Annotated in this window: 19 protein-coding genes and 3 pseudogenes; 16 read left to right on the top strand and 6 right to left on the bottom strand. The window is 55.2% G+C overall.

From position 1 onward, the window contains the following. The first annotated feature begins 35 nt into the window (after window positions 1-35). The 12 genes and pseudogenes from HNW77_RS11965 to HNW77_RS17790 form a co-directional block, all read left to right on the top strand. The gene (locus HNW77_RS11965) at window positions 36-509 is read left to right on the top strand and encodes an Lrp/AsnC family transcriptional regulator (protein ID WP_172157896.1); all 474 of its coding nucleotides are present in this window, start codon (window positions 36-38) and stop codon (window positions 507-509) included. A 229-nt stretch (window positions 510-738) separates the two neighbouring features. Beyond that, complete coding sequence (locus HNW77_RS11960; RefSeq protein WP_172157894.1) at window positions 739-1,749, top strand: 1-aminocyclopropane-1-carboxylate deaminase; 1,011 nt, start codon at window positions 739-741, stop codon at window positions 1,747-1,749. Window positions 1,750-1,970: 221 nt separating this feature from the next. Beyond that, window positions 1,971-2,945, top strand: coding sequence for a LysR family transcriptional regulator (locus tag HNW77_RS11955; RefSeq protein ID WP_172157893.1), 975 nt, complete (start codon window positions 1,971-1,973; stop codon window positions 2,943-2,945). A 180-nt stretch (window positions 2,946-3,125) separates the two neighbouring features. Then, window positions 3,126-4,193: a D-TA family PLP-dependent enzyme gene (locus HNW77_RS11950; protein WP_172157891.1), complete on the top strand. Its 1,068-nt coding sequence runs from the start codon at window positions 3,126-3,128 to the stop codon at window positions 4,191-4,193. 37 nt (window positions 4,194-4,230) lie between these two features. Beyond that, window positions 4,231-4,599, top strand: a complete 369-nt coding sequence (locus tag HNW77_RS11945; RefSeq protein ID WP_187353248.1) for a RidA family protein — start codon at window positions 4,231-4,233, stop codon at window positions 4,597-4,599. 53 nt (window positions 4,600-4,652) lie between these two features. Beyond that, entirely contained in the window at window positions 4,653-6,134 is a 1,482-nt protein-coding gene (locus tag HNW77_RS11940; RefSeq protein WP_172157889.1) for a M81 family metallopeptidase, read from the top strand. Window positions 6,135-6,186: 52 nt separating this feature from the next. After that, on the top strand, window positions 6,187-7,524 hold the full coding sequence (locus HNW77_RS11935; protein WP_241694441.1) for a GntT/GntP/DsdX family permease: 1,338 nt from the start codon (window positions 6,187-6,189) through the stop codon (window positions 7,522-7,524). A gap of 73 nt (window positions 7,525-7,597) precedes the next feature. Beyond that, window positions 7,598-8,878, top strand: a complete 1,281-nt coding sequence (locus HNW77_RS11930; protein ID WP_275942153.1) for an MFS transporter — start codon at window positions 7,598-7,600, stop codon at window positions 8,876-8,878. Window positions 8,879-8,939: 61 nt separating this feature from the next. Beyond that, window positions 8,940-9,419 (top strand): Lrp/AsnC family transcriptional regulator, encoded by a 480-nt coding sequence (locus tag HNW77_RS11925; protein ID WP_172157883.1) that lies wholly within the window; start codon window positions 8,940-8,942, stop codon window positions 9,417-9,419. Between the two features lie 107 nt (window positions 9,420-9,526). Further along, complete coding sequence (locus HNW77_RS11920) at window positions 9,527-10,648, top strand: M20 family metallopeptidase (protein ID WP_172157881.1); 1,122 nt, start codon at window positions 9,527-9,529, stop codon at window positions 10,646-10,648. A 39-nt stretch (window positions 10,649-10,687) separates the two neighbouring features. Further along, on the top strand, window positions 10,688-12,100 hold the full coding sequence (locus HNW77_RS11915; protein ID WP_172157879.1) for a M20 family metallopeptidase: 1,413 nt from the start codon (window positions 10,688-10,690) through the stop codon (window positions 12,098-12,100). An 80-nt stretch (window positions 12,101-12,180) separates the two neighbouring features. Further along, window positions 12,181-13,123 (top strand): annotated as a pseudogene (locus tag HNW77_RS17790) (IS3 family transposase); the annotation flags it as partial. Window positions 13,124-13,236: 113 nt separating this feature from the next. Here the strand turns inward: HNW77_RS17790 and HNW77_RS17785 are convergent. The 3 genes and pseudogenes from HNW77_RS17785 to HNW77_RS11895 form a co-directional block, all read right to left on the bottom strand. Further along, window positions 13,237-14,059: pseudogene (locus HNW77_RS17785) on the bottom strand (IS3 family transposase); the annotation flags it as partial. A 445-nt stretch (window positions 14,060-14,504) separates the two neighbouring features. Further along, complete coding sequence (locus HNW77_RS11900) at window positions 14,505-14,837, bottom strand: type II toxin-antitoxin system PemK/MazF family toxin (protein WP_172157878.1); 333 nt, start codon at window positions 14,835-14,837, stop codon at window positions 14,505-14,507. Further along, entirely contained in the window at window positions 14,837-15,094 is a 258-nt protein-coding gene (locus tag HNW77_RS11895) for an AbrB/MazE/SpoVT family DNA-binding domain-containing protein (RefSeq protein ID WP_172157876.1), read from the bottom strand. The genes HNW77_RS11900 and HNW77_RS11895 overlap by 1 nt, the downstream gene beginning before the upstream one ends. 291 nt (window positions 15,095-15,385) lie before the next feature. Between HNW77_RS11895 and HNW77_RS11890 the strand changes: the two genes are divergently transcribed. The 3 genes from HNW77_RS11890 to HNW77_RS17770 all read left to right on the top strand — a co-directional run bounded on the left by HNW77_RS11890 (window position 15,386) and on the right by HNW77_RS17770 (window position 18,343). Further along, the gene (locus HNW77_RS11890; protein ID WP_172157921.1) at window positions 15,386-16,438 is read left to right on the top strand and encodes an IS110 family RNA-guided transposase; all 1,053 of its coding nucleotides are present in this window, start codon (window positions 15,386-15,388) and stop codon (window positions 16,436-16,438) included. Between the two features lie 502 nt (window positions 16,439-16,940). Then, a complete protein-coding gene (locus HNW77_RS18075) occupies window positions 16,941-17,654 on the top strand; it encodes a transposase (protein WP_408886827.1) in 714 nt (237 codons plus the stop codon). Next, window positions 17,546-18,343 (top strand): transposase, encoded by a 798-nt coding sequence (locus HNW77_RS17770; protein ID WP_408886828.1) that lies wholly within the window; start codon window positions 17,546-17,548, stop codon window positions 18,341-18,343. Before HNW77_RS18075 ends, HNW77_RS17770 begins: the two co-directional genes overlap by 109 nt. Before the next feature lie 143 nt (window positions 18,344-18,486). On the opposite strand, the pseudogene HNW77_RS11880 reads toward HNW77_RS17770, so the two are convergent. Both HNW77_RS11880 and HNW77_RS11875 read right to left on the bottom strand, forming a co-directional pair. After that, window positions 18,487-18,785 (bottom strand): annotated as a pseudogene (locus HNW77_RS11880) (transposase); the annotation flags it as partial. Between the two features lie 52 nt (window positions 18,786-18,837). Then, window positions 18,838-21,636 (bottom strand): NACHT domain-containing protein, encoded by a 2,799-nt coding sequence (locus tag HNW77_RS11875; protein WP_172157874.1) that lies wholly within the window; start codon window positions 21,634-21,636, stop codon window positions 18,838-18,840. A 131-nt stretch (window positions 21,637-21,767) separates the two neighbouring features. Between HNW77_RS11875 and HNW77_RS11870 the strand changes: the two genes are divergently transcribed. Next, window positions 21,768-23,111 carry an IS1182 family transposase gene (locus HNW77_RS11870; RefSeq protein WP_172157873.1) on the top strand — a complete coding sequence of 448 codons (1,344 nt, stop codon included), beginning with the start codon at window positions 21,768-21,770 and terminating at the stop codon, window positions 23,109-23,111. A gap of 62 nt (window positions 23,112-23,173) precedes the next feature. Here the strand turns inward: HNW77_RS11870 and HNW77_RS11865 are convergent. Then, window positions 23,174-23,631: transposase (locus HNW77_RS11865; RefSeq protein ID WP_172157871.1), on the bottom strand; the 458-nt coding region annotated here is incomplete at its 5' end.

Genomic DNA, 23,631 nt, shown 5'->3' with positions numbered 1-23,631 from the left:
AATAGTTTTCCATTTTATGAAAAAAAGAGGAAAAAATGGCTGAAAATCGTTTCGATCTGGATGGAACCAGCCGCCAGATCCTGCGTGAACTGCAGAAAAATGCCAGCCTGACCAACCAGGAACTGGCGGAACGGGTTGGCATTTCCCCTTCCCCCTGCTGGCGGCGGGTATCGGAACTGCGCGGTTCAGGCGTGATCACGCGCACGGTCACCCTGCTTGACCCCGACCGGCTGGGGCTGAGTGTGAGTGTATTCGTCCATCTCTCGCTCCAGCGGCAGGATCAGGCCTCGCTCAAGGAATTCGAGACACAGATCAGCCAGCGTTCCGAAATCATGGAATGTTATCTCATGACCGGGGAATCCGATTACATGCTGCGTATCGTCGTGCATGACATCAGGGAGTTCCGTGATTTCATGATTGGGTTCCTGACCACGCTGCCCAACGTATCCAACCTGCGTTCGAGCTTCGCACTGTCACAGATCAAGTACACGACCGCCCTGCCAGTATGACAAGGCACCCCCGTATAACGCCCTTTGATCTGGCAATCAGGACGCCCTGCGGAACCCAAAAACGGTCATGAAATAATGTTTCATAAATTTCGATGTAATGATATTAGCATTCTATAATTTTCTTTTTGACGGTTTTTTATATCATTTTATTCATTAAATAGAAATTACATTTCATATCGGTTGTGGCATGATCGATCTGCAATCACCAAGCAGGAATGGACATTTTCCCATGCTTTCCAAATTCAAGCGCTACCCGCTGACATTCGGCCCCACCCATATCGAAAAGCTCTCGCGCATGAGCGAATACCTGGGCGGCGATGTGGAAATCTACGCCAAGCGCGAAGACTGCAATTCTGGCCTGGCCGCTGGTGGCAACAAGCTCCGCAAGCTTGAATACATCGTGCCCGACGCCATCGAAAGCGGCGCCGACACGCTGGTCTCCATTGGTGGCGTGCAGTCCAACCATACCCGCCTGGTCGCCGCCGTGGCCGCCAAGATCGGCATGAAGTGCCATGTGATCCAGGAAAGCTGGGTGCCGCATGAAGATGCGGTCTATGACCGTGTCGGCAACATCCTGATGACCCGCATCATGGGCGCCGAAGCCCAGCTGGTTGATGAAGGGTTCGACATCGGCATACGTGACAGCTGGCTCAAGGCGCTGGACGATGTGAAGTCAAAGGGTGGCAAGCCCTACGCCATTCCCGCTGGTGCTTCGGTCCATAAATATGGCGGCCTTGGCTATGTCGGCTTTGCCGAGGAAGTGCGCGCGCAGGAAGCTGAACTTGGCTTCAAGTTCGACTTCATCATAGTGTGCACCGTAACCGGTTCCACCCATGCGGGCATGGTTGTCGGCTTTGCCGAGGACGGTCGCGCGCGCAACGTCATTGGCATCGATGCCTCCTTCACCCCGGCCCAGACGAAGGCGCAGGTGCTCGACATCGCGCAGAAAACGTCTGCCCTGGTCGGCGGCAAGGAAATCGCCGGTGACGATATCGTCCTGATCGAGGATTACGCCTACCCCGCTTACGGCGTTCCCTCCAAGGAAACGGTGGAAGCCATCCGCCTTTCCGCCCGCCTCGAAGCCATGATCACGGACCCGGTCTATGAAGGCAAGTCCATGCAGGGCCTGATGGATCTGGTCAAGAAAGGCTTCTTCCCCAAAGGCTCCAGGATTCTCTATGCCCATCTCGGTGGCGCGCCCGCACTGAACGGTTATAGCTACACCTTCCGCAACGGCTGAAGGCCGCAGCGCCCGGATGCCGTATCGCTGGCATCCGGGCCCATGCCTTCAGGGACACGTTACCGCCCGCCGCCATTGTATTTCGCCCATCCGATACCGACACACCATGCCAGAACGACAGAGGCCCGCACCCCATACGATTGGCACCACGTCCGCCTGCATATCCCGTCACTGATCAATGGGGTTCGCCAGTCCAGCTTCACAGCGGAAAGATGAAGACGATGTCAGATCGATCCAGACGTTCAAACATATCTGTCACATCATGGGATCTTGACGGTCGTATTCTCCAGTATTTCCTGACTGTCATTGCCGAGGGTTCCATTCGCGGCGCAGCCGAGCGGCTCAATATCGCCGCATCCGCCATCAGCCGGCAGATCGGGGATCTGGAATACCGCTGCGGCCTCAAGCTGCTCGAACGCAAGCCACGCGGGGTCATTCCCACCACCGCTGGCCGCGCGCTGGCGGATTTCGCCCGCACCCAGCATGAAGACAGCGAGCGGCTCCTGAACTATTTCCGCACCCTTCATGGCCAGCATGACGGGATCGTGCGCATCTGCTGTGCAGAGGGTCTGGCCGAGGACATCATCGAGCATGTCCTGCCACTTTTCCGGCAGGAATTCCCCCGCACCCGCCTGCAGATACAGGGCAGGCCCGCATCTGACATCGCCAATGCCCTGCTGGAAGGCCGTGCCGATATGGGCCTGACTTACGATCTTGTGCCCTGTCAGGGCATACGCAGCGTATTATGCGCCAGCCAGCCCATATCCGTTGTTGTCCATGCCGGGCATGAATGGCTGGACCATACCCGCATACGCCCCCGGCATCTAGCCACAAGGCCCCTCGCCCTGCTGAGTGAAAACCATGCCCTGCGCCGCAGGCTGCAGCAGATGGAAAGTGATGCCGGCGTCTGTTTCCAACCCATACTGGAAACGGAGGATATCAGCACCCTGCGCAATTTCGTCATGTCAGGACAGGGGATTTCCCTGCTGCCGCATTTTGCAGTGCACCAGCAGGCACGCGCTGGCGCCGTGCGCGCGATCCCGTTCGACAACATGCCCCTGTGCATCACGACGCATGTCATAGCCCGTGTCCAGCGCGACATCGACCCCAGGCTCGAAAGCCTGCTCGGCCTGCTGGCCGACCACCATCCCGCCCTGCAGCCCCCCGCTGATTACGTTACCAGACTGTCCGCCTGATCCTGGCGTGCGAACTGGGGGGATGACGGTTTTTCCGATCCTGATGAAAATATTTTTTTATCGCGCTTTTGTAATGAATAATAATTTTACACACTTCGCTCCCCGCATTATGTTCCATCGAACCCTTTATCGATAACGGCGGATGGGCCTGACCCCGTCTGCCTGAAACGCGGGAAGACGATGTCGATTTCCATTGATAAGCTCGATACCCCGGCCGTGCTGGTTGATATCGACAAGGCATTCTCCAACATCAACAAGGCCCAGCAATATGCCAATGCGCATGGCTTCAGCCTGCGCCCGCATATCAAGACACACAAGCTGCCCTATTTTGCCCGTGCGCAGGTCAAGGCGGGGGCGGTGGGCATTACCTGCCAGAAACTGACCGAAGCCGAGATCATGGCGCAGGCGGGCCTTGCTGACATCCTGCTGACCTACAACATCATCGGCGCGCACAAGCTGGGCCGCATGGTCAATCTTGCCCGTCAGGTCGCGCTGTCTGTCGTGGCGGACAACATACCTGTGGTGGAAGGTTATGACCGGGCTACGGCCGGGGCGGATATCGCGCCGCTCCGGGTTTTTGTGGAATGTGATACCGGTGGTGGCCGCTGTGGCGTCCAGACCGCTGAAGAGGCACTGACCATCGCGCGCCGCATCATGTCCGCGCCCAACCTGCAGTTTGCAGGCCTGATGACCTACCCCGCCGCAGGCAGGCAGGCACAGTCCGATCAGTGGCTGGGCCACGCCAGGGCCGTCTTTGAAGCTGCGGGCCTGTCCGTTCCCGCCATTACCGTGGGCGGCACGCCGGACCTGTGGACGGCGGGCGACATGCAGAACATGTCCGAATACCGTCCCGGCACGTATGTCTACATGGACCGCTCCCAGGTTGCGGTGGGTGCCGCCACGGTCGATGACTGTGCGCTGACGGTACTGGCCACCGTGATCAGCCGCCCGACGGAAACACGCGCCATTATCGATGCCGGCACCAAGACCCTGACCAGCGACCTGCTGGGGCAGGATGGCTACGGCCACATCATCGACCATGAGGAAAGCCGCATTACCGCACTGAGCGAGGAACACGGCACGATCACCGCAGGCGTGGACGCCACCCTGCCCGGCATAGGGGAAAAGGTCCGTATCATCCCCAACCATGCCTGCGTGGTCACGAACATGTTCGACCATGTCTATCTGGTCTCGAACGGCAAGGTTGTCGACCGCCTGCCGGTCGCGGCCCGTGGCGGCGTCAGCTGACCCACGAACATACCATAATCGAAACAATACGGAAATCATGATGAAAAAAGTTTTTGGCAAGGCCGCCGTTCCCCTGTCGATGGCGGTCCGCGCGGGTGATTACGTCTATGTATCAGGACAGGTGCCGGTCGTGGACGGCAAGGTGGTGGAAGGGGGCATAGAGGCCCAGACCGCAGCCGTTCTGGACCATGTCGCCGCCGTGCTGGAAACCGCGGGCTGCGCCATGAGTGATGTGATCAAGACCTTCGCCATCCTGACCAGCGCCAGTGATTTCGGTGCCTTCAACAAGGTTTATGCCACCTATTTCCCTGTTGAGCCGCCTGCGCGCACCACTGTCGAAGCCGGCCTGATGGCTGCCGGCATCATGGTCGAAATCGAGGCGATTGCCTACAAGCCCGTAGGCTGATCCCCTTTCCCGCCTGCCCTCTTGATGGTCCTGATGACCGTAGGAGAACCAACGTGCGCGTATTTGTTGCCTCGCTTGCAACTGAGACAAATACCTTTTCCCCGGTGCCGACCGATCTCAATGCCTTCAAGAGCGCATTCTACGCCCCTCCGGGGGTACACCCGCCCACACCGACCCTGTGTTCCGCTGTCGTGCCGGCCCTGCGGGCGCGCCAGCAGGCGGAGGGTTTCGAACTGGTTGAAGGCACCTGCACATGGGCCGAACCGGGCGGCCTAGTAAAACGGCAGACCTATGAGGGGCTGCGAAACGAAATACTCGATCAGCTCAGGGCCGCCATGCCGGTGGATGCCGTTGTCATGGGCCTGCATGGCGCCATGGTGGCGCAGGGCTATGATGACTGCGAAGGCGACCTGCTTTCTCACATCCGCGCCTGCGTTGGCCCGGATGTCGTGATTGGCGCCACGTTTGACCCGCACAGCCACCTGACTCCGCTGCGGGTAAGCTGCCTGAATGTCATGAACGCCTTCCTTGAATTCCCCCATACGGACTTCATGGTGCGGGCCGAGCAACTGGTTGACCTCGTGCTGCGCGCAGTGCGGCATGAGATCAGGCCGGTCATTTCAACCTTTGACTGCCGCATGATCGACGTGCTGCCCACCAGCCAGCAGCCCCTGCGTGGCTTTGTTGACCGCATCCGCGCCATGCAGGGCCATGACGGCGTTCTGTCCGTCTCGCTCATCCACGGTTTCCTGGCTGGCAACGTGGCGGACCTGGGCACCCAGGTTGTCGTGGTGACGGATCATGACGCCAGCCGGGGCCAGCATCTGGCGCATGAACTGGGCATGGCGGTCTTCGGCTTCAGGGGCAGCACGCGCATGCACACGCTGCAACCCGCACAGGCCATAGCCCGCGCGCAGGCCGCCATTGCCGATCCTGCCATAACCGCCCCCATTGTCCTGGCCGACATATGGGACAACCCCGGCGGGGGCGTTGCGGGAGATGGCACCCTGCTGGTTGCTGACCTGCTCGGGGCCGGTATCGACAACATGGCGGTCGCGACCATCTGGGACCCGGTTGCGGTTTCCTTCTGTGAAGCGGCAGGCAAGGGCGCGCGGCTTCACCTGCGCTTTGGCGGCAAGTCAGGCCCGGGCGGTGGTGATCCGATCGATGCCGATATCGAAGTGCTGGAGGTTGTCGAGCAGGCCTGGCAGAGCTTTGGCGAAAGCCAGGTGCCGCTGGGAGCCAGCGCCGTCATCCGTATTGCAGGAACCCGCAACGATATCATACTCAATACAAACCGGACCCAGTGTTTCGAGCCCGACATATTTTCCAATATTGGCATTGATCCGTTAAGTAAGGATGTACTGGTTGTCAAATCAACCAATCATTTCTACGCCGGTTTTATAGGCATTGCATCCGAAGTCCTTTATGTCGATGCGGGCACCCACTATCCGTCTGACCCGCTGCGTACGCAGTACACCAAACTCAGCCGCAAGATCTGGCCGATCGTGGAAAACCCGCATGATCTGAAATAAACGGCGCACCACCACGCGTCTCCTGCCGCATGCAGCATGGAAGATGACTGACATGTCACTGACTTACGCTCTGATTACCGGGATACTGGCAATCGGGCTGATCATTGTCCTGATTGCCCGCTTCAACATCAATTCCCTGCTCGTGCTGTTTGGCGTGGCGATTGCCCTGCTGCTCGCGGCGGGGGATACGCCGGCGCAGGCTGTCGCATCCTTCCAGCATGGGGCAGGCAACGCGCTGGGCAGCATCGGTTTCCTGCTTGCATTCGGCACCATGTTTGGCAAGCTGATTGCCCAGTCGGGCGCTGCCGATACCGTGGCCCTATCCGTCATGGCCCGGTGCGGCGCGCGTAACCTGCACTGGGCCATGTCAGGCATCGGCATGATTGTGGGGCTGCCCATATTCTTTGATGTGGGCTTCATCCTTCTTGCCCCGCTTGCCTTCATCGCGGCGCAGGAAAGCCGCAGGCCGGTCCTGTTCGCCATCCTGCCGCTCATGGCCAGCCTGTCCATTGCCCATGCGGTCATGCCGCCGCATCCGGCAATCATGCAGGCCATTGGCATCTACCACGCCAACCTGCTTGAAAACATAGCGCTGGGCCTGCTGATCATGGTGCCCACGGCCATCATAAGCGGGCCTTTGTTCACGCAGTTCATCATGCGCCACATCGGCCCGATCGATACCAGCCCGATGGAAGCCGAATTCCTCTCCCGCACCGCGCCCCCCATCCGCCCGTCACTGGCCCGGAGCCTGCTGTGCATCCTCCTGCCGTTCATGCTGATCGGATGCGGGCAACTGCTGACAAACCTGTCAACGCAGGGCGGCGTGCATATGCTGGGGCAGTTCCTGGGTGAGACGAACATCTCCCTCATCATCTCGCTGGTGGTGACCGTATTACTCCTCTGTCGGCCCAATGGCATAACGACACAGCAGATTGCGCAATCCCTGCATGCCTGCCTCGCCCCCACGGGGTTCGTGATCCTGCTGGTTGGTGCGGGCGGCGGTTTCGGGCAGGCGGTCATTGACAGCGGCATTTCCAGCACCCTGACAGCAGCGGCGCTGTCGGCCCATATCTCGCCCCTGCTGCTGGCCTATCTTTCTGCCGTGATTGTCCGGCTGGCCACGGGTTCGGCCACGGTCGCAACCGGCACGGCCGCCAACCTGCTGGCCCCGGCCATGGCCGGGATGCACGGCGTCTCGCCTGAACTGCTGGTACTGGCTACCGGCGCGGGGTCCATTGCCTTCGGTCCGGTCAATGATCCGGTTTTCTGGCAGCTCAAGGAATATCTGGGCCTGTCCCTGTCCCAGACCTTTATTGTCTGGTCGGGAACGGAAACCCTGATTTCCGTTATCATCCTGCTCTTCACGCTGGGGCTGTCGGTCATCCTGTAACGCAGGGTGCATTACAGGATCGACTGCTGTTACCCTATAGGCAGGGCGCACGGAATCAAGGGGAGAGCACATTTTGCACGACCAATCGCGAAAAGCACACAACATTGTCGCGGCCACAATTGGCAATACCTTGGAATTCTACGATTTTACCGTGTATGCCGCTTTTTCCACCTTTCTGTCGCAGGCCTATTTCCCGGCTGGCAACCCGCATCTGATGCTGCTGCTCTCGACCGTAATTTTCGGAATCGGCTTTCTTTCGCGCCCCATCGGGGCGATGGTGATGGGTGCCTATGCCGACCGTTATGGCAGGAAACAGGCCATGACACTGACCATCTGGCTCATGGCGCTGGGCAGCCTGATGATTGGCATACTGCCCGGCTATGCCACGCTGGGGCTGGCGGCACCGATGCTGCTGATCCTGGCGCGGCTGATACAGGGTTTTTCTGCGGGTGGGGAAATGGGCAGTACGACCGCCTTTCTGGTTGAATCATCAGCCCGGGACCGGATCGGCCTGGCGGCAAGCTGGCAGATCGCCACACAGAATATCGGTTCGATCATCTCCGGGCTCGGCGGTGTCGGGCTGGGGGCCTGTCTGTCAAACACCCAGCTTGCGGGGTGGGGCTGGCGGCTGCCTTTCCTGTTCGGGGCCATCATTGCACCCGTCGGGTTCTGGATACGCCGCAACGTGGATGAAACACTGCATGCCGGCCAGACACTGCACAGCATGAAAACGGTCATCAGCCACCTTCTGACACAGATGCCCGGCCGCATCGCACTGAGCATCATGCTGGTCGCAGGCAATACCATTGCGCAGTATTTCTTCCTCTATGGCACCATATTCGCCATACAGGACCTGCATTTTCCTGCGGCATTTTCCATTTCCATCAATATCGCACTTGGCGTGGTGGGCTTTCCCGGCGCATTGCTGGGCGGGTACCTGGCAGACCGTTACGGCCCGTTCCGCATCGTGCTGGTGACGCGTTTCCTGCTATGCGTGCTGCTTATTCCCGCCTTCATGCTTCTGCTCGCCTATCCCACGCCCACCGTCTTTACCATCGTGATCATGTTCCTCATGTCATTCCACGCAGCGAGCACGGGCGCGTGCATCTGCCTGCTGCCTGGCATGTTTCCCATGAAGGTACGCACGCTTGGCACCGGGCTGTCATATGCGCTGGGTGTTACGATATTCGGCGGCACGGCGCAGCCGATCTTTACAATGATGATTACCGATACGGGCAACAACCTGTCGTGGATCTATTATGTCGTGGGCATGCTGTGCCTCTCGTCGCTGTCCCTGATCTTTCTGTGGCGCATGCCCGGTTCTTCCACCACCGCGGCATGCGCGAAGCAGTAGCCTGAAGCGTGCCACGCCATCCCTTACCCGTATCCGTTTCCATGTGCAGGGCAACAGACAGATGAAAGAAACAATGGAAGAACGCAGCCTGGACAAGGCAGACCGCAAGATCCTGCGTTTTCTGCAAAAAGATGGCCGCATGGCCAATGCCGACCTGGCGGTGAAGGCAAACATCAGCGCCGCTACGTGCCACCGTCGTATCCAGATGCTGTTCAAGGCCGGTTTCATACGCAGCATCCGCGCCCTGCTTGACCCGGCCCTGCTTGATCTGGGCAGCCTTGTGCTGGTGGGCGTGGTGCTTGACCGCTCCACGCCCGAAAGTTTTGCCGCGTTTGAACGGGCGATCCGTGAAATACCGGCTGTTCTCGACTGCCATCTGGTTGCAGGCGATTTCGATTACTTTCTGAAAATTCGTGTAAAGGACATGACAGACTTCAACAGGCTGCATGGTTCAAAACTGCTGGCATTGCCAGGAGTGCGCCAGACACGGACTTTTTTCGTAATGAAAGAGGTCGTGGATAATGCACCGCTCGATATATGATATGCCCGCAAGGCATATGTATGACGTACCCGCTTGTATATTACTACAAAGAAACAAGATATACCCTTGCCACCACGGCGTGCGCTTCCCGCAGGTAGGTTACAGACATGATCGAGGAACACACACTCCTGAACGAAATACGTTCATGGGTGGAAATAGAAAGCCCAACCGACTGCACCGCTGCCGTCAACCGCATGATGGACCGGGCGCAGGCGACGGCACAGGCGGGCGGCCTGCAATCCAGACGTTACCCCGGCACACACGGCCATGGCGACCATGTGCTTGTCCATGCACCCGATGATGACCTGATTACGCCGGGCATACTTGTCCTGAGCCACCTCGATACCATGCATCCGCTTGGCACGATCACGCACAAGCTGCCTTTCCGGGTGGAAGGGGATCTGGCTTATGGCCCCGGTATCTATGACATGAAAAGCGGCGCCGTAATGGCGCTGACAGCCCTGTGCAGCCTTGTACGCAGGGGCCAGCCGACGCCACTGCCGGTGCGGCAGCTTTTTGTATCGGATGAAGAAATCGGCAGTATCTCATCGCGCCCCCTTATTGAGGAACTGGCGCGCGGCGCACGTTATGCGCTGGTCACCGAGCCTGCCCGCCCTGGTGGTGAAGTCGTGACGGGCCGCAAGGGCACCGCGCGCTTTACCATGCAGGTCACGGGCGTGCCCGCCCATGCCGGTACGCATCATGCCCAGGGCCAGAGCGCCATCAAGGAACTGGCCCGGCAGATACTCGACCTTGAAGCCATGACCGATTACGCGCAGGGCATCACCATCAATGTCGGCATGATCGCGGGGGGAACGGGGGCCAATGTCGTGCCCGAAACGGCAGTGGCTGAAATCGACATGCGCATGCACGACAGCGCCACCGGCCTGTCTACCGTCAACCGCATTCTCGCCGCCGTGCCGCACAATCCAAAAACACGGCTTGCGCTGACTGGTGGCATCAACCGGCCGGGCTACCGCAAGGATGCCGCCATCACGGCCCTGTTCAACCATGCAGCGCAACTGGCCGGACGTCATGGCATCGAACTGCGCGATGTCTCATCGGGCGGGGGAAGCGACGGAAATTTCACTGCAGCCATGGGCATACCCACCCTTGATGGCCTGGGCCCGATCGGTGCTGGCGCGCACACGCTGCACGAACATATATCCATCCCGTCACTCATGCCGCGCACCCTGCTTTTTCGTGACCTGCTCGCCACGCTGGCCTGAGCAGGCAGGCCCACTTCATCTTTTTTCTTGGAACGGATAATGAAAAACGCTGATCAGATCTGGAGCAATGTCGATGCTCTGGGAAAAGACTTTTCCACCTTCGCCGACCGTATCTGGGAAACCCCGGAACTGGCCTATGATGAATACAGATCCGTCGATACGCAGCAGGACATGCTGGAGCGCTCCGGCTTCCGCATCACGCGTAACCTGGCGGGCATTCCCACCTCTGTCATGGGGGAAGCAGGCGAAGGCGGCCCGGTCATTGCCTTTCTTGGCGAATTCGATGCCCTGCCCGGCCTGAGCCAGGAGGCGGGCGTTGCCACCTGCCGTCCGTTGCCCGGCAATGGCAACGGGCATGCCTGTGGCCATAACCTGCTTGGGGGGGCTGCCATGCTGGCAGCCACTGCGCTGAAGAACTGGATGGCCGAAAACGGCATTGCCGGGACAGTGCGCTATTATGGCTGCCCGGCCGAGGAAGGCGGCGCGGCCAAGACCTACATGGTGCGCGAGGGAGTGTTCAAGGACGTAGATTTCGCGCTATCATGGCATCCCGGTTCCATGGCGGGCGTGTTCTATCCGGCCTCGCTGGCCAACATGCGCATCGATTTCACATTCCACGGCCGCTCGTCACACGCAGCCGCCGCCCCCCATCTGGGCCGTTCGGCGCTGGATGCGGCGGAACTGCTCAATATCGGCACCAATTACCTGCGTGAACACATGCCAAGCACGGCGCGCGTGCACTATGCCTATCTGGATGCAGGCGGAGAGGCGCCCAATGTCGTGCAGTCAAAGGTCACCATACGCTATCTGGTGCGCGCGGATAACCTGAGCGAAATGCGCAGCCTAGCGGAACGGGTCAGGAAAATAGCCCAGGGTGCCGCAATGATGACGGAAACCCGCGTGGAGGAAAGCGTGGTCAGCGCCGTATCCAACCTGCTGGGCAATGCCCCGCTGGAAGATACGATGTACGCCAGCCTTGTCCGCCTGGGACCACCACAATTTGACAGCGAAGATTATGATTTCGCGCGTGAAATACAGAAGACGCTGACACCGGCGGATATCCGTTCCGCCTATCTTGCCGTGGGCCTGCCCCCGCGTGATGACACGCCGTTATGTGACCAGATATCCCCCATGGGATTCGTGCCGCCGCCCTTCGGTTCCACCGATGTTGGCGATGTGAGCTGGGCGGTGCCGACAGTGCAGGCATGGGGGGCAACATGCGCCATCGGCACGCAGCTCCACTCATGGCAGATGACGGCACAGGGCAAGAGCGGTATCGCCCACAAGGGCATGATCCATGTGGCCAAGGCCATGGCCGCGACCGCACGTGACGTACTGATGGACCCGGCCCTGCTGGAACGCGTCAGGACATACCATGCAGACCAGCTGGAACAGGAGCCCTATATCTGCCCCCTGCCCGAACATGTGATGCCCCCCATTCAGGACCGGTGACCCGTCGGCACATGGACTTGTGACGGTTTTGTGCCGACCCTTTGAGCGTTTTAAGCTCGTATCAGGAGACCGACGAGACCATAAAGCATACGGAAGATTTCAAGCGCGAGGCCATAAGGATCGCGTTAAGCAGCGGACTGTCACGAACGCGTGTTGCGGCCGATCTGGGTATTGGCAAATCCACCCTGGCGAAATGGATAGCAGATTATCGTCCGGGCAAGCCGGCATCAGGGCCTCAGGCTGATCTGGCCCGCGAGAATGAACGTCTTCGCCTGGAGAACCGGATTTTACGGGAGGAGAGGGAAATCCTAAAAAAAGCTACCCAGTTCTTCGCGAGCCAAAAACCATGAGGTTCGCTTTCATCCACGGACATCGGCATGAATGGCCAATCGGGAGGCTGTGCCAGGTTGTGCGGGTCTCGGCACGGGGATACCGGGCCTGGACATCCCGACCGGCCTTGCCAGCGCCAACGTACCGATCTGAAGGTACTGACGCATATCCGTGAGCATTTTGCCCTGAGCAACCGTTCCTGCAGATGGCCTCGCATGACCATGGAACTCAGGGAAGCCGGGCTTGATGTCGGGGAACGTCGCGTTGGCCGCGTCATGAAGGACAACGGGATCCGGCCCGTGCGCACCCGTCGCCACAAGGTGACGACCGACAGCCACCACCAGTCTGATATTGCGACCAACCTTCTGGACGGTGATTTCCTTGCCGATGGCCCCAACCGGAAATGGGCGGGAGATATCAGTTATGTCTGGACTGCCGAGGGCTGGCTCTACCTCGCTGTCGTCATCGATCTGTTCAGCCGTCGTGTGATCGGGTGGGCCACGAGCGACCGGATGAAAAAGGATCTGGCCATCCGTGCCCTGGATATGGCGGTGCATCTGCATTTTCCACTCCGATCGTGGCAGCCAGTATGGCTCCCATGATGTCCAGAAAAAGCTGCTGGCCCATGGGCTGCTGGTTTCAATGTCCGGAAAGGGAAACTGTTTTGACAACGCTGCCGTCGAAACACTTTTTGTCGCACGCCAGCAGTGACGTGCCCCCCTTTTTTGTATCCACTCAAAAGGAGAGTTTCCGTTTTTCATGTTTTCATGGCTTGGAGTTGATGGAATAGCAAGGGTCTCGGGGGCATGCCCCCGAGACCCTTGTCTGGCGACCTGATCCGGTGTCCTGCCATTCAGTTGGGAATGCGGGCGTACCGTATTATCGTCTTCCCGCCCGTCAGCCAGAATCTGGCGGGCATGCGTCAGGGACGTGAACAGCGTTTCGTTGAGACATTCATCCCTGAGCCGGCCATTGAAGCTTTTGACAAACCCGTTCTGCTGCGGCTTCCCCGGGGCGATATAATGCCATTCGATCTGCATCCCGTCGGCCCATTTCACAATGGCATGGGATGTGACTTCCGTCCCGTTGTCGCTGACAATCATGAGGGGTTTGCCATATCGCTCCACCAGAGTTGTCAGTTCCCGCGTCACACGTCCGCCTGACAGCGATGTGTCGGCAACCAATGCCAGGTTCTTCCGGCTGAAATCGTCGATAACAGCCAGAATGCGGAACCGGCGGCCACAGATCAGGACGTCGGACACAAAATCCAGGCTCCAGCGCTGCCCAGGTTCCTGGGGGACGGTCATGGGAGAACGCGTCCCCAATGCTCGCTTTCGGCCTCCCCGATGACGGCCTTTCAGCCCCTCCTCTTGATAAAGGCGGAACAGCTTCTTGTGATTGGGTGTGAGGCCTTACCGCACCAGAAGATAGCTCAGGCGACGGTATCCAAAGCGGCGCCGCTGGCCCGCCAGTTCCCGCAGACGCTGGCGCAGGACGACATCGTCCGGCCCTGATCGAAATATAGCGGGCAAGACCGACAAGCGCACAGGCACGGCGTTCGCTCAGGGCCAGGACACCGCGAATATGGTCGACCGCCTGCCGTCTGGCGACAGGCGTCACCACTTTTTCCAACGATTTCCTTCAGCGCTGCCTGATTTCAGGCGCAGGAAACCATGACTGGTTGTTCTGTTTGTGGCTATCTGTCGTGCATCTGGTAGCAAAAGAGATCACCGACCTTTCCGGGCTGCTCGCGGACGTCGGTAGTCGCTCCTCGACGGAGAGCCCCATGCCAGCGCTTCCGCCGGCGAGCGTATCGTCGTCACATCGCGTAATTTCCACTGATCAATAAGGCCGCCGATAAATCTCACGCCATCGTGAAGATCCCCGATTTCAGTCCTATTGTGCATCCTGCGCGTATATCCAAAACGCAGAAAGCCGCCCTTCCGGACGGCTTAACATGCTGATGATATTGGATAATGCTTGGTTGCGGGGGCACGCACACACCGATTTCCACATAAATTATGCTCGCAAATTTAGTATTTAATATCAATCGATTAGACAGATTCCCCAGCCGTTATTCCAAAATCGCGGATAGCTTAGCCAGCACTTCATCAATGATGTGTGTCGGAACACTCTCCAGTTTCCGACCACTCCGCGACCCAATATCAAGAGCACGAGGCTGATCACAGCGAACCACTCCCGTTATTTTGGTCCCTGCCCCCACAAGCGACACGGCAAACCCAGCGGTACGTGCAAAATTGCCTCCGCTAGTAATCGGCAACACAATCGGGGTTTTCGTCAGCCGATTGAACGCGGCGGGAGACACAACCATTACCGGCCGTGTTCCCTGCTGCTCATGACCTGACGTGGGATCGAGTGAGACGAGGTAGATATCCCCCCGCTCCATCAGATGATCTCGTTCCCGACCGGTTCGGCATCAATCCACGCCCGATCCTCAGCACTGATTTCAGCAGTTTCATCACATTGGGCAAGAAGCTCTTCGAGCGTATAGCGTGGTGGAGCCGCAGGCTCGATCACAAGCCGACCGTTATCAACCGAGATACCGACTTTTGCACCTGCTGTGAGATGCAGCACATCCAGAATCGCTGGCGGAACAGCCAGCATGACGGAGCCACCGACTTTACGGAGATTAGTGGTGTGCATGGCTACCTCAAAAAGTTATATTTTTATATAACACGGCAACCACCAGCGCTTCAATTAGAAAACAGGAACGTCGTTCCCACTCTCCTCGCCAGAATTCACGCGGCTTCATTTGATACGATCGAACTGACACCCTTGCGCCCATTAACGACACGATTCGTGGGGCAACAAGGATCGGCGGACGGTCCCCGCAAGGTTCCTACTGTTGATTTTCACTGAGAACTGATGGTGTGGACGGCTCCCTGTGGTCCTGAGAGGATGCTGAGGAGTTGAATGTCAGTGAAGGAAACCATCATGCGTCAGTTGGTCCGTATCGGCATGGATACCTCGAAAAAAGTGTTTCAGCTCCACGGCGTGGATGCCGAAGAGCGGGTTGCGCCAAGCCGGAAACTGAGCCGACATCAGATGATCCGGTTTTTCGAGAAACTTCCGCCGACAGTGATTGGCATTGAAGCTTGTGGGGCTTCCCATCACTGGGCCAGAACCCTTGGTGCGCTTGGCCACGAAGTGAGGCTGATGGCGCCACAGCTTGTCAAACCGTACGTCAGGCGCAGCAAGAATGATGCGGCAGATGCCGAGGCCCTCTGTGAGGCGATGAGCCGTCCGACCATGCGTTTTGTGCCCGTCAAGACAGTTAAGCAGCAGGCGGCCCTCATGCTTGTCGGCATGCGGGAGCGGCTCATTGGCAGACGTACCCAGCTGGCCAATTCCATTCGGGGATACGCCGCAGAATTCGGATTGACCGCCCCTGCGGGTCTCTCCCGTGTGGAACCATTCCTTCAGCAGATTGCGTCTGAAGAAACGCTGCCACCTCTCGCACGTGATCTGTTTGCGCAGATGGCGGAAGAGTATGAAGCCCTGATGAAGCACATCAGGGAGCTCGATGAAAAACTGGCCACATGGCATCGAAGTCAGGAGGTGAGCCGCAGGCTATCCGGAATTCCGGGCATCGGTCCTCTGGGAGCGGCTCTGCTGCTCATGAAGGCCCCGGATCCGTATCTATTCTGCTCAGGCCGGAATTTCGCGGCGTGGATAGGCCTCACCCCTCGTGATCATTCATCAGGCGGCAAGGTCAGGCATGGCGGGATCACCAGGGCTGGAGACAGCCGCCTGAGAAGTACGCTGGTTGTCGGAGCGACCACCGTGCTTCGGCATGTAAGGCAGAACGAACAGAGCCGTCTCGCCACGCCATGGCTCGTCAGTCTTCTGAGCAGAAAGAAGCCGAAACTCGCTGCTGTAGCCCTGGCCAACAGGATGGCACGCATTGCATGGAAGCTGATGACCAGCGGCGAGACATATCGCAAACCGGTGGAGGCCGCCGCAATGGCAGCGGCTACCGCTTCCTGACGAAATTGGCCAACACGATGCACAGAAACGGAATGTGATCGTGTGAGCCGATACCGCAGTCCTGCAAAGAGGAGATGGGGGGATCGTTCGATCTGAATGGAAGACACTCCGCAAGAGCCCGTGGTTTTCAAAAACCGCTGAACTGAATGGAACTTCCATCGCAGAAACCATCTTGGCCAGCAGTCTGAACACTGCAACAACAGGCCGGACATATGGGTACAAACGACACGGTCACACCACTATTTTCCCCCTTGCAAGACAGGGCCGTCCACATATGGGTTCTTCCGCAAAGTGTGTGGTGCGAGGACTTGTACTGCGCAAAAGAAGCTGAGAAATCCTGAAGGTATGCAACTTTTGGGGTTTTTCTGTCGTGTCATCCTTCCGGTGCCTTGATCTTCCGCCCTCTCTCGTTGTTGATCAGGTCACGCCGAGCGACAATACGGTGCATATTGAAGCGAGTTTGTGTGATCGCAGTGCTGTCTGTCCCGACTGTCATGTCCGGATGCAGCGGATCCATAGTCTTGATCGCCGTACATTGTCGGATCTGCCCTGGCAGGGCCGTCGTGTTACATTCCGGGTTTCCTCGTTCCGTCTTTACTGCAACACTGCCGGTTGTCGTCGCCGGACGTTTGTCATCCATATGACCGTGCCCTATGGGCGTCATACCATGCGCCTGACAGACCTTCACCATTATGTGGCCCATGCAGTGGGTGGGTCTGCAGGCGCAAGAATGGCAGAACGCCTGCGTTGCCCGGTCAGCGCAGACACCCTGATCCGCAGGCTCCTTTCCAGAATGTCAGGGAAGCCCCCTGCGCGGTCTCCCCGTGTTCTGGGTGTGGATGACTGGGCCTGGCGTCGGGGGCATCATTACGGCACCATCCTGGTCGGTCTGGAAAAAAATGATGTGGTCAACCTGCTGCCAGACCGGCAGGCGGATACCCTTGCTGCATGGCTTGTGCAAAATCTCGGTATTGAGATCATTGCCAGAGACCGGGCTGGAGCCTACGCGGATGCCTGTTACAGAGGTGCACCATCGGCCGTTCAGGTCACAGACAGATGGCATCTGCCACGCAGAAACTCTGTCAGTCAGCCTCCACGGATACCGGGATGCGTGCCCAGCCATCATGCCTGCAAAAAGCACAGGCGCCCACACGGAATGCGAGCCAGGCCGCACAGTCAAGGCGTGAAACCCGATTCAATGATGCCCTTGCCCTGAAAGCCGAAGGGCATGGCCTTCAGGTCATAGCTGACAGGATTGGTGTCGAGCGCAAGACCCTGCGGCGCTGGTTCAGGCAGGGGCACGCCCCGACATGGAAGCGTGCCACGACAAAGCCCGGTATCCTCGCGCCTTATACGGATTATCTGGACAGGCGATGGCATGAAGGATGCCATAACGCCACGACATTGTGGCGGGAGCTGGTCAGTCAGGGTTTTACCGGGAAATATGGGATTGTGTGGAAATGGTTGACGATACGACAGGCTGCGTCTCCACAACAGCGCTTCCGACGCCATGCTGTGCCTCCCCTCGGACGGAAACTGGCACGCCTCCTATTGATGGATCCTGGAACACTTGCCGATCAGCAGAACCTGTTTGTCGGGGAACTTCTTGCAGCAGAACCCCAACTGGAAAAAACAACCAGCTGGGTGAGGAAAATGCAAAATCTGCTCTGCAGGAAATCAGAAGACAACCTCAGGCTTTTACTGAAAGAAGGAAGGGATACGCTGCTCTCCCGTCTGGTTCCAGCCCTTGAACGGGATGCCGCAGCCATTCGGGCTTCTCTTGTGACATCGTGGACAACCAGCCCTGTCGAGGGGCAGATCAGTCGATTGAAAATGATAAAGCGCACCATGTTCGGGAGAGCGGGCTTCGAACTCCTCAGGGCACGTGTACTTCCAATCTCATAGCGCAAAAATCACCACACACTTTGCGGAAGACCCCAGTTCTCAGTGAAAATCAACATTCCGTTCTTAGAAACGTTTTTAGGGTTGCTTTTAAGATCAGAAATTACCGTTCGCCCCAGCAAGGCGCCCTTCACCGAGTGGATACGTTCCACGTCATGGATGGTCTGGAACAGGAAGCGACGGGCCAGTTCACGGAACCAGCCGTAAACAGTCCGCCAGTGACCGAAGTGGATTGGCAGCATCCGCCAGCCACGCCCGAACGTACCAGACAGCGCACCACGTTGATAACCTCGCGGAACTCAATTTCGCGCGGCCTTCCACGACGTCCGGGACGTGGCATTAAAGGCTCGATCCGCTCCCATTCCTCGTCTGTTATGTCAGACGGATAGCGTTTCGTCTTGCGGGTGATCCTGGCCATCCGGCCCCTCTGCTCTGACGTCCACATCCTGAGCTTGAATCACATCAGACTGATTTTTCAAACAGGCTCTTATATCCACTTACGGTTTAGCTATGGAATTTATACATTCATCTATTTTATTATGTAATATGCCTTGAGTTAGATAGTCTTCCACAATTTTTTGAAAATCGTCACTCACAACCCACCCATAACCACGTCTCTCTCTCTTAGAGACTTTCGAAAATATCCCAAAATTACAAAGAACATTCATGATATCATTTATTGATTTATTTGTTTTCAGAGTGGAACATTGCTGTCTATAAACTTGCTCAGATTTCCACACAAACGATCCATCCTTAAAACCGACTCTAAAAATCTTATCAAAATCCTTTTTTATTTTTTCTCTATTAGCATTGGCATTGTTGTTCGCAGTCGCGATAGCCTCTCCTATCGATTCACATAATATACAATTATCATCGAAGATTATTCTTTTTATACTTTCCCGGCCATAAGAAAAATCTTGAAAATTTTCAAAAACACTTTTTTCAAATACGACATGATCGGGGAAATTACATTTATGTAAAGAAGAATAGGAATTAAAATACCCATTCACAACTTTAATATTTGTGAAATCTAACGGGAAAAAGTCCCCGTATATGGCCATATTTTCAATAATGAGTTTCCCCCCATAAAGAAATATTATAAAATCAGTAGTTTTTTCTTTGTCTAACAAATTTTCTCTGGAGCAATAAATATATGAGTACGCAGATAGTATTTTACGTCTATTTTTAACAATGTCATCTTTTTCGGAAATAGCCTTTATATAATGTATAGTATTCTTCTCGTAGTCTCCGTATAATTCTCTATTGATACTAATATCTTTTACAAGCGCTCCTCCAGCATAACAATCTCTAGCCATTGCATTTAAAACAGATCCATCTGTTTCTGGATTATTCTCTTTAATACGCTTGACCATGTACCGGGATTTAACCCAAAAATCTAACGAGTCATATCTGATAATGAAAAAATTGTCGATCTTATGCAATAACGGTGATGAATATATCGCTTTTATAAAAAACCTTTTCTTATTGTCTTCCATATCTACGGTAGCTATATCGATAATGAAATTTAGCTCTTCTTCATCAACGGAAGAGGCACTTGAAGAGAATACTATTTCTTTTAGCACGATAAAATACTTATCAAAATCTATGTTCAAGTCGTGCTTTTTTATCTCTCTATTTACGATCAAATAAATAATTTTATCAATAGCATGTTTTTTTATAAGAAAATCGCTTGATGCATCTGAAAAAGAGATAGATCCATCTTCAGCCGATAAATCAGATGCTAATTTTATGACAAGAGGTGTTATCTGGCCTCTCCGAGAATCATATTCTTTGTCGTAAATTTCTCCGATTATATTCCGAGCTCTCTGTTTTATCTTGTCATTATCAAACCTTTTGCTTAAATAATCTTCAATTTGGGGATTATCAAAACCTTTCAAGCTTAATTTATGTATGTAGCCTTCCCGCTCATCTAACTTTAAATTTCTCGAACAGATTATAACTGAACAGTTAAGATATGTATCATTAAGTTCATAAACGGATTCTATAAAATTCTTTATAGAAAATTTATCTTTAAGCTTAGATATTATTTCATCCATCCCATCCACGATAACAATTATATTTCCACTTCTGACGTTAATTGAAAATATTTCTTGAGATATTGAGTCGTTGTTATTAATATTAGCTAATTTATATAAATCTTGTATTGTATTGACTTGGTGAACTACAGATGCATCATTGGGAATATCAAAAGATGATATGATGACACCAATTTTTTTCTCATTTTCTCCAATGGAATTTATTCTTCTTACAGCCTCTTTACAAAATGTCGTCTTTCCTATGCCCCCTTCGCCAAATATAAAATAAATTGGGGAGTCATACTCCGGTTTTTTGTTTATGATAGAATTTATAAAATCCATACTCCCTATTTCTCGTTGACGGTCAGAATACTTTACTAATTTCTGCTCAACAAAAAAAGGTTCTCTCTGGTTTTTTATTATATTTTCTTTGTGGCTTTCAAGGCTCAGGTTAAATATATAATCCTCTATGAAACTGCCTTTTATTTTCTCATGCTCTAGTCTTACCTTATTGTTTTGCTTGAAGCAGTCCGTAATATAGCTTACTCTTGTAGAAATAGGCTTCCCCGTTTCTTTATTTCTTTCTAAAGGAGTCAGTATCTGTATACTATCAAATGAATTTATATCTGATTTATCTATAACTTCGTCAATAGTATTTTTCATACTTATATTTCTATGTAAGAACAGTATGCCTATACTTCTACCATCCGCATCAGATATATTATAAAATTGGTAATTCTGAGATGACGATTCTATTTTTACCTTTCGGCCCGGATAGACAATTTTTATTATCTGATCACATCGCCAGTTTTGATTGTTAATGTCCTGCTTATGAATTAATTTATACATTCCATTCGGCAGCTCAAAATCAATATTTATGTATTCCTTACTGTTAAATATAAGATGTATTAACCTGTTAATATTAAAAATAATATCTCCAATATCAATTTTTTCAAGAATAACAGATCCATCATGGGATCCTATATTCCCCAAAGTCATTATTTTTTCTATACATGATTTTATTTTTTTTAGATGAGTCGCATTAATTCCCAAAACGTCATGTTTTAAACTATCACACAACGATCTCAACGTCTTCCCAGAAGTTTTTGCATCATAATTCTCTCTATCAAATAAAAAAATTAATAGTTTACAACATCCTTCGGTTGCAATTCTAGCATCATTAGCAATATCTTCCTCATTTTCTAGATTATTTATTTTCTTATATATTCTGTCGGCAATGGCATATTCTGTTGGTCGCATAATTTAAATCCTTAATATGTATCGTTTTTTTATCATGAGATAATATCAATGTCAAAAAATACACTGGTAACACGCTAGCAGCCTGTCGGGTTGGGGTACCCTGTGAAGGGGGGCGGTTGTAAGGTGGTGAGATGAGCAGCTTCATCCCGTTTGACCGGTCTCAGCCGTATCTTCTGCCTCCTGATTTGAAGTCGTGGCTTCCGGCTGATGATATGGCGCATTTCATTGTGGCTGCCGTTGAGCGGGTTCCGATGAATGCGTTTTCCGTGCCAGTACGTACAGGTGGCAAGGCACAGTACCATCCGCGCCTGATGCTGGCCCTTCTGATCTTCAGCTATGCGAACGGGCTATTTTCCTCACGCCGGATCGAGCGGGCGACATATCGTGACACCGGGGTGCGCTTCGTGGCGGCGAACCTGCATCCGGATCACGACACGATTGCCGCCTTTCGCCGAACGAACCGGACGGCCATTGAAGCTGCATTTGCGCAGGTCCTGCTTCTGGCGCGCGAGACGGGCCTGCTGCGTCTGGGTATGGTGTCGATCGACGGCACGAAGATTGATGCCGACGCCTCGAAATACCGCTCCCTGCGCTACGACCGGATCAGGGCCCTGCGTGAACAGTTGGGGGTGGATATCGCGAAACTGATGGACCAGGCGGAGCACGCGGATGCCACAGACAGCGATCCGCAGGCATTGCCGGAAGAACGTGCCCGCCGGGAAACGCTGAAAGCGAAGCTGGATGAAGCCTGCGCCCGGCTGGAAGCTGACGCGAAGGCTCAGGCCGAGGCGGCGCGACCGGCCTACGAGAAGAAGAAAGCCGCTTATGATGCGAAAACAGGGCATCGTGGCCGGGCGCCGAAACCGCCCGATGATGAACCACCACCCGACCGGCAGATCAGCCTGACTGATCCGGACAGCCGCCTCATGCGGCGTTCGGACGCCCATGAGTTCCGGCAGGCTTACAATGCTCAGGCTGTGGTCTGCGCTGAAGGCAGCCAGCTGATCGTGACAACCGGCGTTGTCGCCACGTCAGCGGACGCGCCGTCCTTTACCAGCACGGTGCTGTCGATGGAAAACACGATCGGTCTCCCAAAGACAGTGCTCGCCGACACCGGTTACGCCAACGGGCAGGCAGTCCGGAACCTGCGGAAAAAAGGCATCGATCCGCTGGTCGCCATCGGACGGCCTCGCGCCCGCAGGCCATATGATTTCCGGCCACCTCCTGAAAACAAGGAGCCACGCCGGATAACCGAACCCTGGCGGCTAGCCATGAAGGACAGGCTGGAAACCACAGAAGCCGGAGATGTTTACAGACTACAAAAACAGACCGTTGAACCGGTCTTTGGAATTATCAAAAGCATCATGGGGTTCAGAAGATTCAGTCTGCGCAGCCTTGCAAAAGTTACGACCGAATGGACACTCGGCGCTCTCGCATACAACTGCAAAAGAATGGCTCGGCTTCACGCAGCATAAGCCGGGTCTGCCTCGGCGTTATCAGCCGCAAAATGCCCAACCCGACAGGCTGCTAGAGGGTGTTATGCACCTTGAGCGAGTATAGCGGCGTTTATGAGCATGAAACATGCGAAAGCGACGACATGGAGACTTGCGAGGGTTGAAGCGTAACGCTCGCAGTCCTTGACGAGCCTGCGGCATCGTGTGGCCCATGCGAAAGACCGCTCGACGACCCATCGGCGCGGCAGCAGGACAAAACCGCGCCTGGCTTCGGGCAATTTGACGACTTCGAGTGCGATACCGTGCGTGCGAGCCGCCTTGTCTGGTTTTGAGCCCGTATATCCCTGATCGACATAGGCCAGTTCGACGCTTTCGTCAGTGGCCTCCTGAATGGCAGCGGCGAGGCGTCCGACTTCGGCGCGATCATCCCGATTGGCTGGCGTGACATGCAGGGCCAGCAGGTGGCCCAGCGTATCCACAGCCATATGCAGCTTCGAGCCCCGTTTGCGTTTGGCCCCGTCGTAACCGGCGCGAGGCCCGC

Origin of the sequence: Komagataeibacter melomenusus (assembly GCF_013155395.1) — a bacterium.
In the GTDB taxonomy this organism is placed as follows: domain Bacteria; phylum Pseudomonadota; class Alphaproteobacteria; order Acetobacterales; family Acetobacteraceae; genus Komagataeibacter; species Komagataeibacter melomenusus.
The sequence above is the reverse complement of the archived record's forward strand: the minus strand, read 5'-3'. Positions and strand labels throughout refer to the sequence as shown.

What these genes read in the sequence shown, in the direction of transcription:
- HNW77_RS11965 (WP_172157896.1), top strand. Translation starts at nt 36, where the DNA reads ATGGCTGAAAATCGTTTCGATCTGGATGGAACCAGCCGCCAGATCCTG.
- HNW77_RS11960 (WP_172157894.1), top strand. Translation starts at nt 739, where the DNA reads ATGCTTTCCAAATTCAAGCGCTACCCGCTGACATTCGGCCCCACCCAT.
- HNW77_RS11955 (WP_172157893.1), top strand. Translation starts at nt 1,971, where the DNA reads ATGTCAGATCGATCCAGACGTTCAAACATATCTGTCACATCATGGGAT.
- HNW77_RS11950 (WP_172157891.1), top strand. Translation starts at nt 3,126, where the DNA reads ATGTCGATTTCCATTGATAAGCTCGATACCCCGGCCGTGCTGGTTGAT.
- HNW77_RS11945 (WP_187353248.1), top strand. Translation starts at nt 4,231, where the DNA reads ATGATGAAAAAAGTTTTTGGCAAGGCCGCCGTTCCCCTGTCGATGGCG.
- HNW77_RS11935 (WP_241694441.1), top strand. Translation starts at nt 6,187, where the DNA reads ATGTCACTGACTTACGCTCTGATTACCGGGATACTGGCAATCGGGCTG.
- HNW77_RS11925 (WP_172157883.1), top strand. Translation starts at nt 8,940, where the DNA reads ATGAAAGAAACAATGGAAGAACGCAGCCTGGACAAGGCAGACCGCAAG.
- HNW77_RS11920 (WP_172157881.1), top strand. Translation starts at nt 9,527, where the DNA reads ATGATCGAGGAACACACACTCCTGAACGAAATACGTTCATGGGTGGAA.
- HNW77_RS11915 (WP_172157879.1), top strand. Translation starts at nt 10,688, where the DNA reads ATGAAAAACGCTGATCAGATCTGGAGCAATGTCGATGCTCTGGGAAAA.
- HNW77_RS11900 (WP_172157878.1), bottom strand. Translation starts at nt 14,837, where the DNA reads ATGGAGCGGGGGGATATCTACCTCGTCTCACTCGATCCCACGTCAGGT.
- HNW77_RS11895 (WP_172157876.1), bottom strand. Translation starts at nt 15,094, where the DNA reads ATGCACACCACTAATCTCCGTAAAGTCGGTGGCTCCGTCATGCTGGCT.
- HNW77_RS11890 (WP_172157921.1), top strand. Translation starts at nt 15,386, where the DNA reads ATGCGTCAGTTGGTCCGTATCGGCATGGATACCTCGAAAAAAGTGTTT.
- HNW77_RS18075 (WP_408886827.1), top strand. Translation starts at nt 16,941, where the DNA reads ATGCAGCGGATCCATAGTCTTGATCGCCGTACATTGTCGGATCTGCCC.
- HNW77_RS17770 (WP_408886828.1), top strand. Translation starts at nt 17,546, where the DNA reads ATGCGTGCCCAGCCATCATGCCTGCAAAAAGCACAGGCGCCCACACGG.
- HNW77_RS11875 (WP_172157874.1), bottom strand. Translation starts at nt 21,636, where the DNA reads ATGCGACCAACAGAATATGCCATTGCCGACAGAATATATAAGAAAATA.
- HNW77_RS11870 (WP_172157873.1), top strand. Translation starts at nt 21,768, where the DNA reads ATGAGCAGCTTCATCCCGTTTGACCGGTCTCAGCCGTATCTTCTGCCT.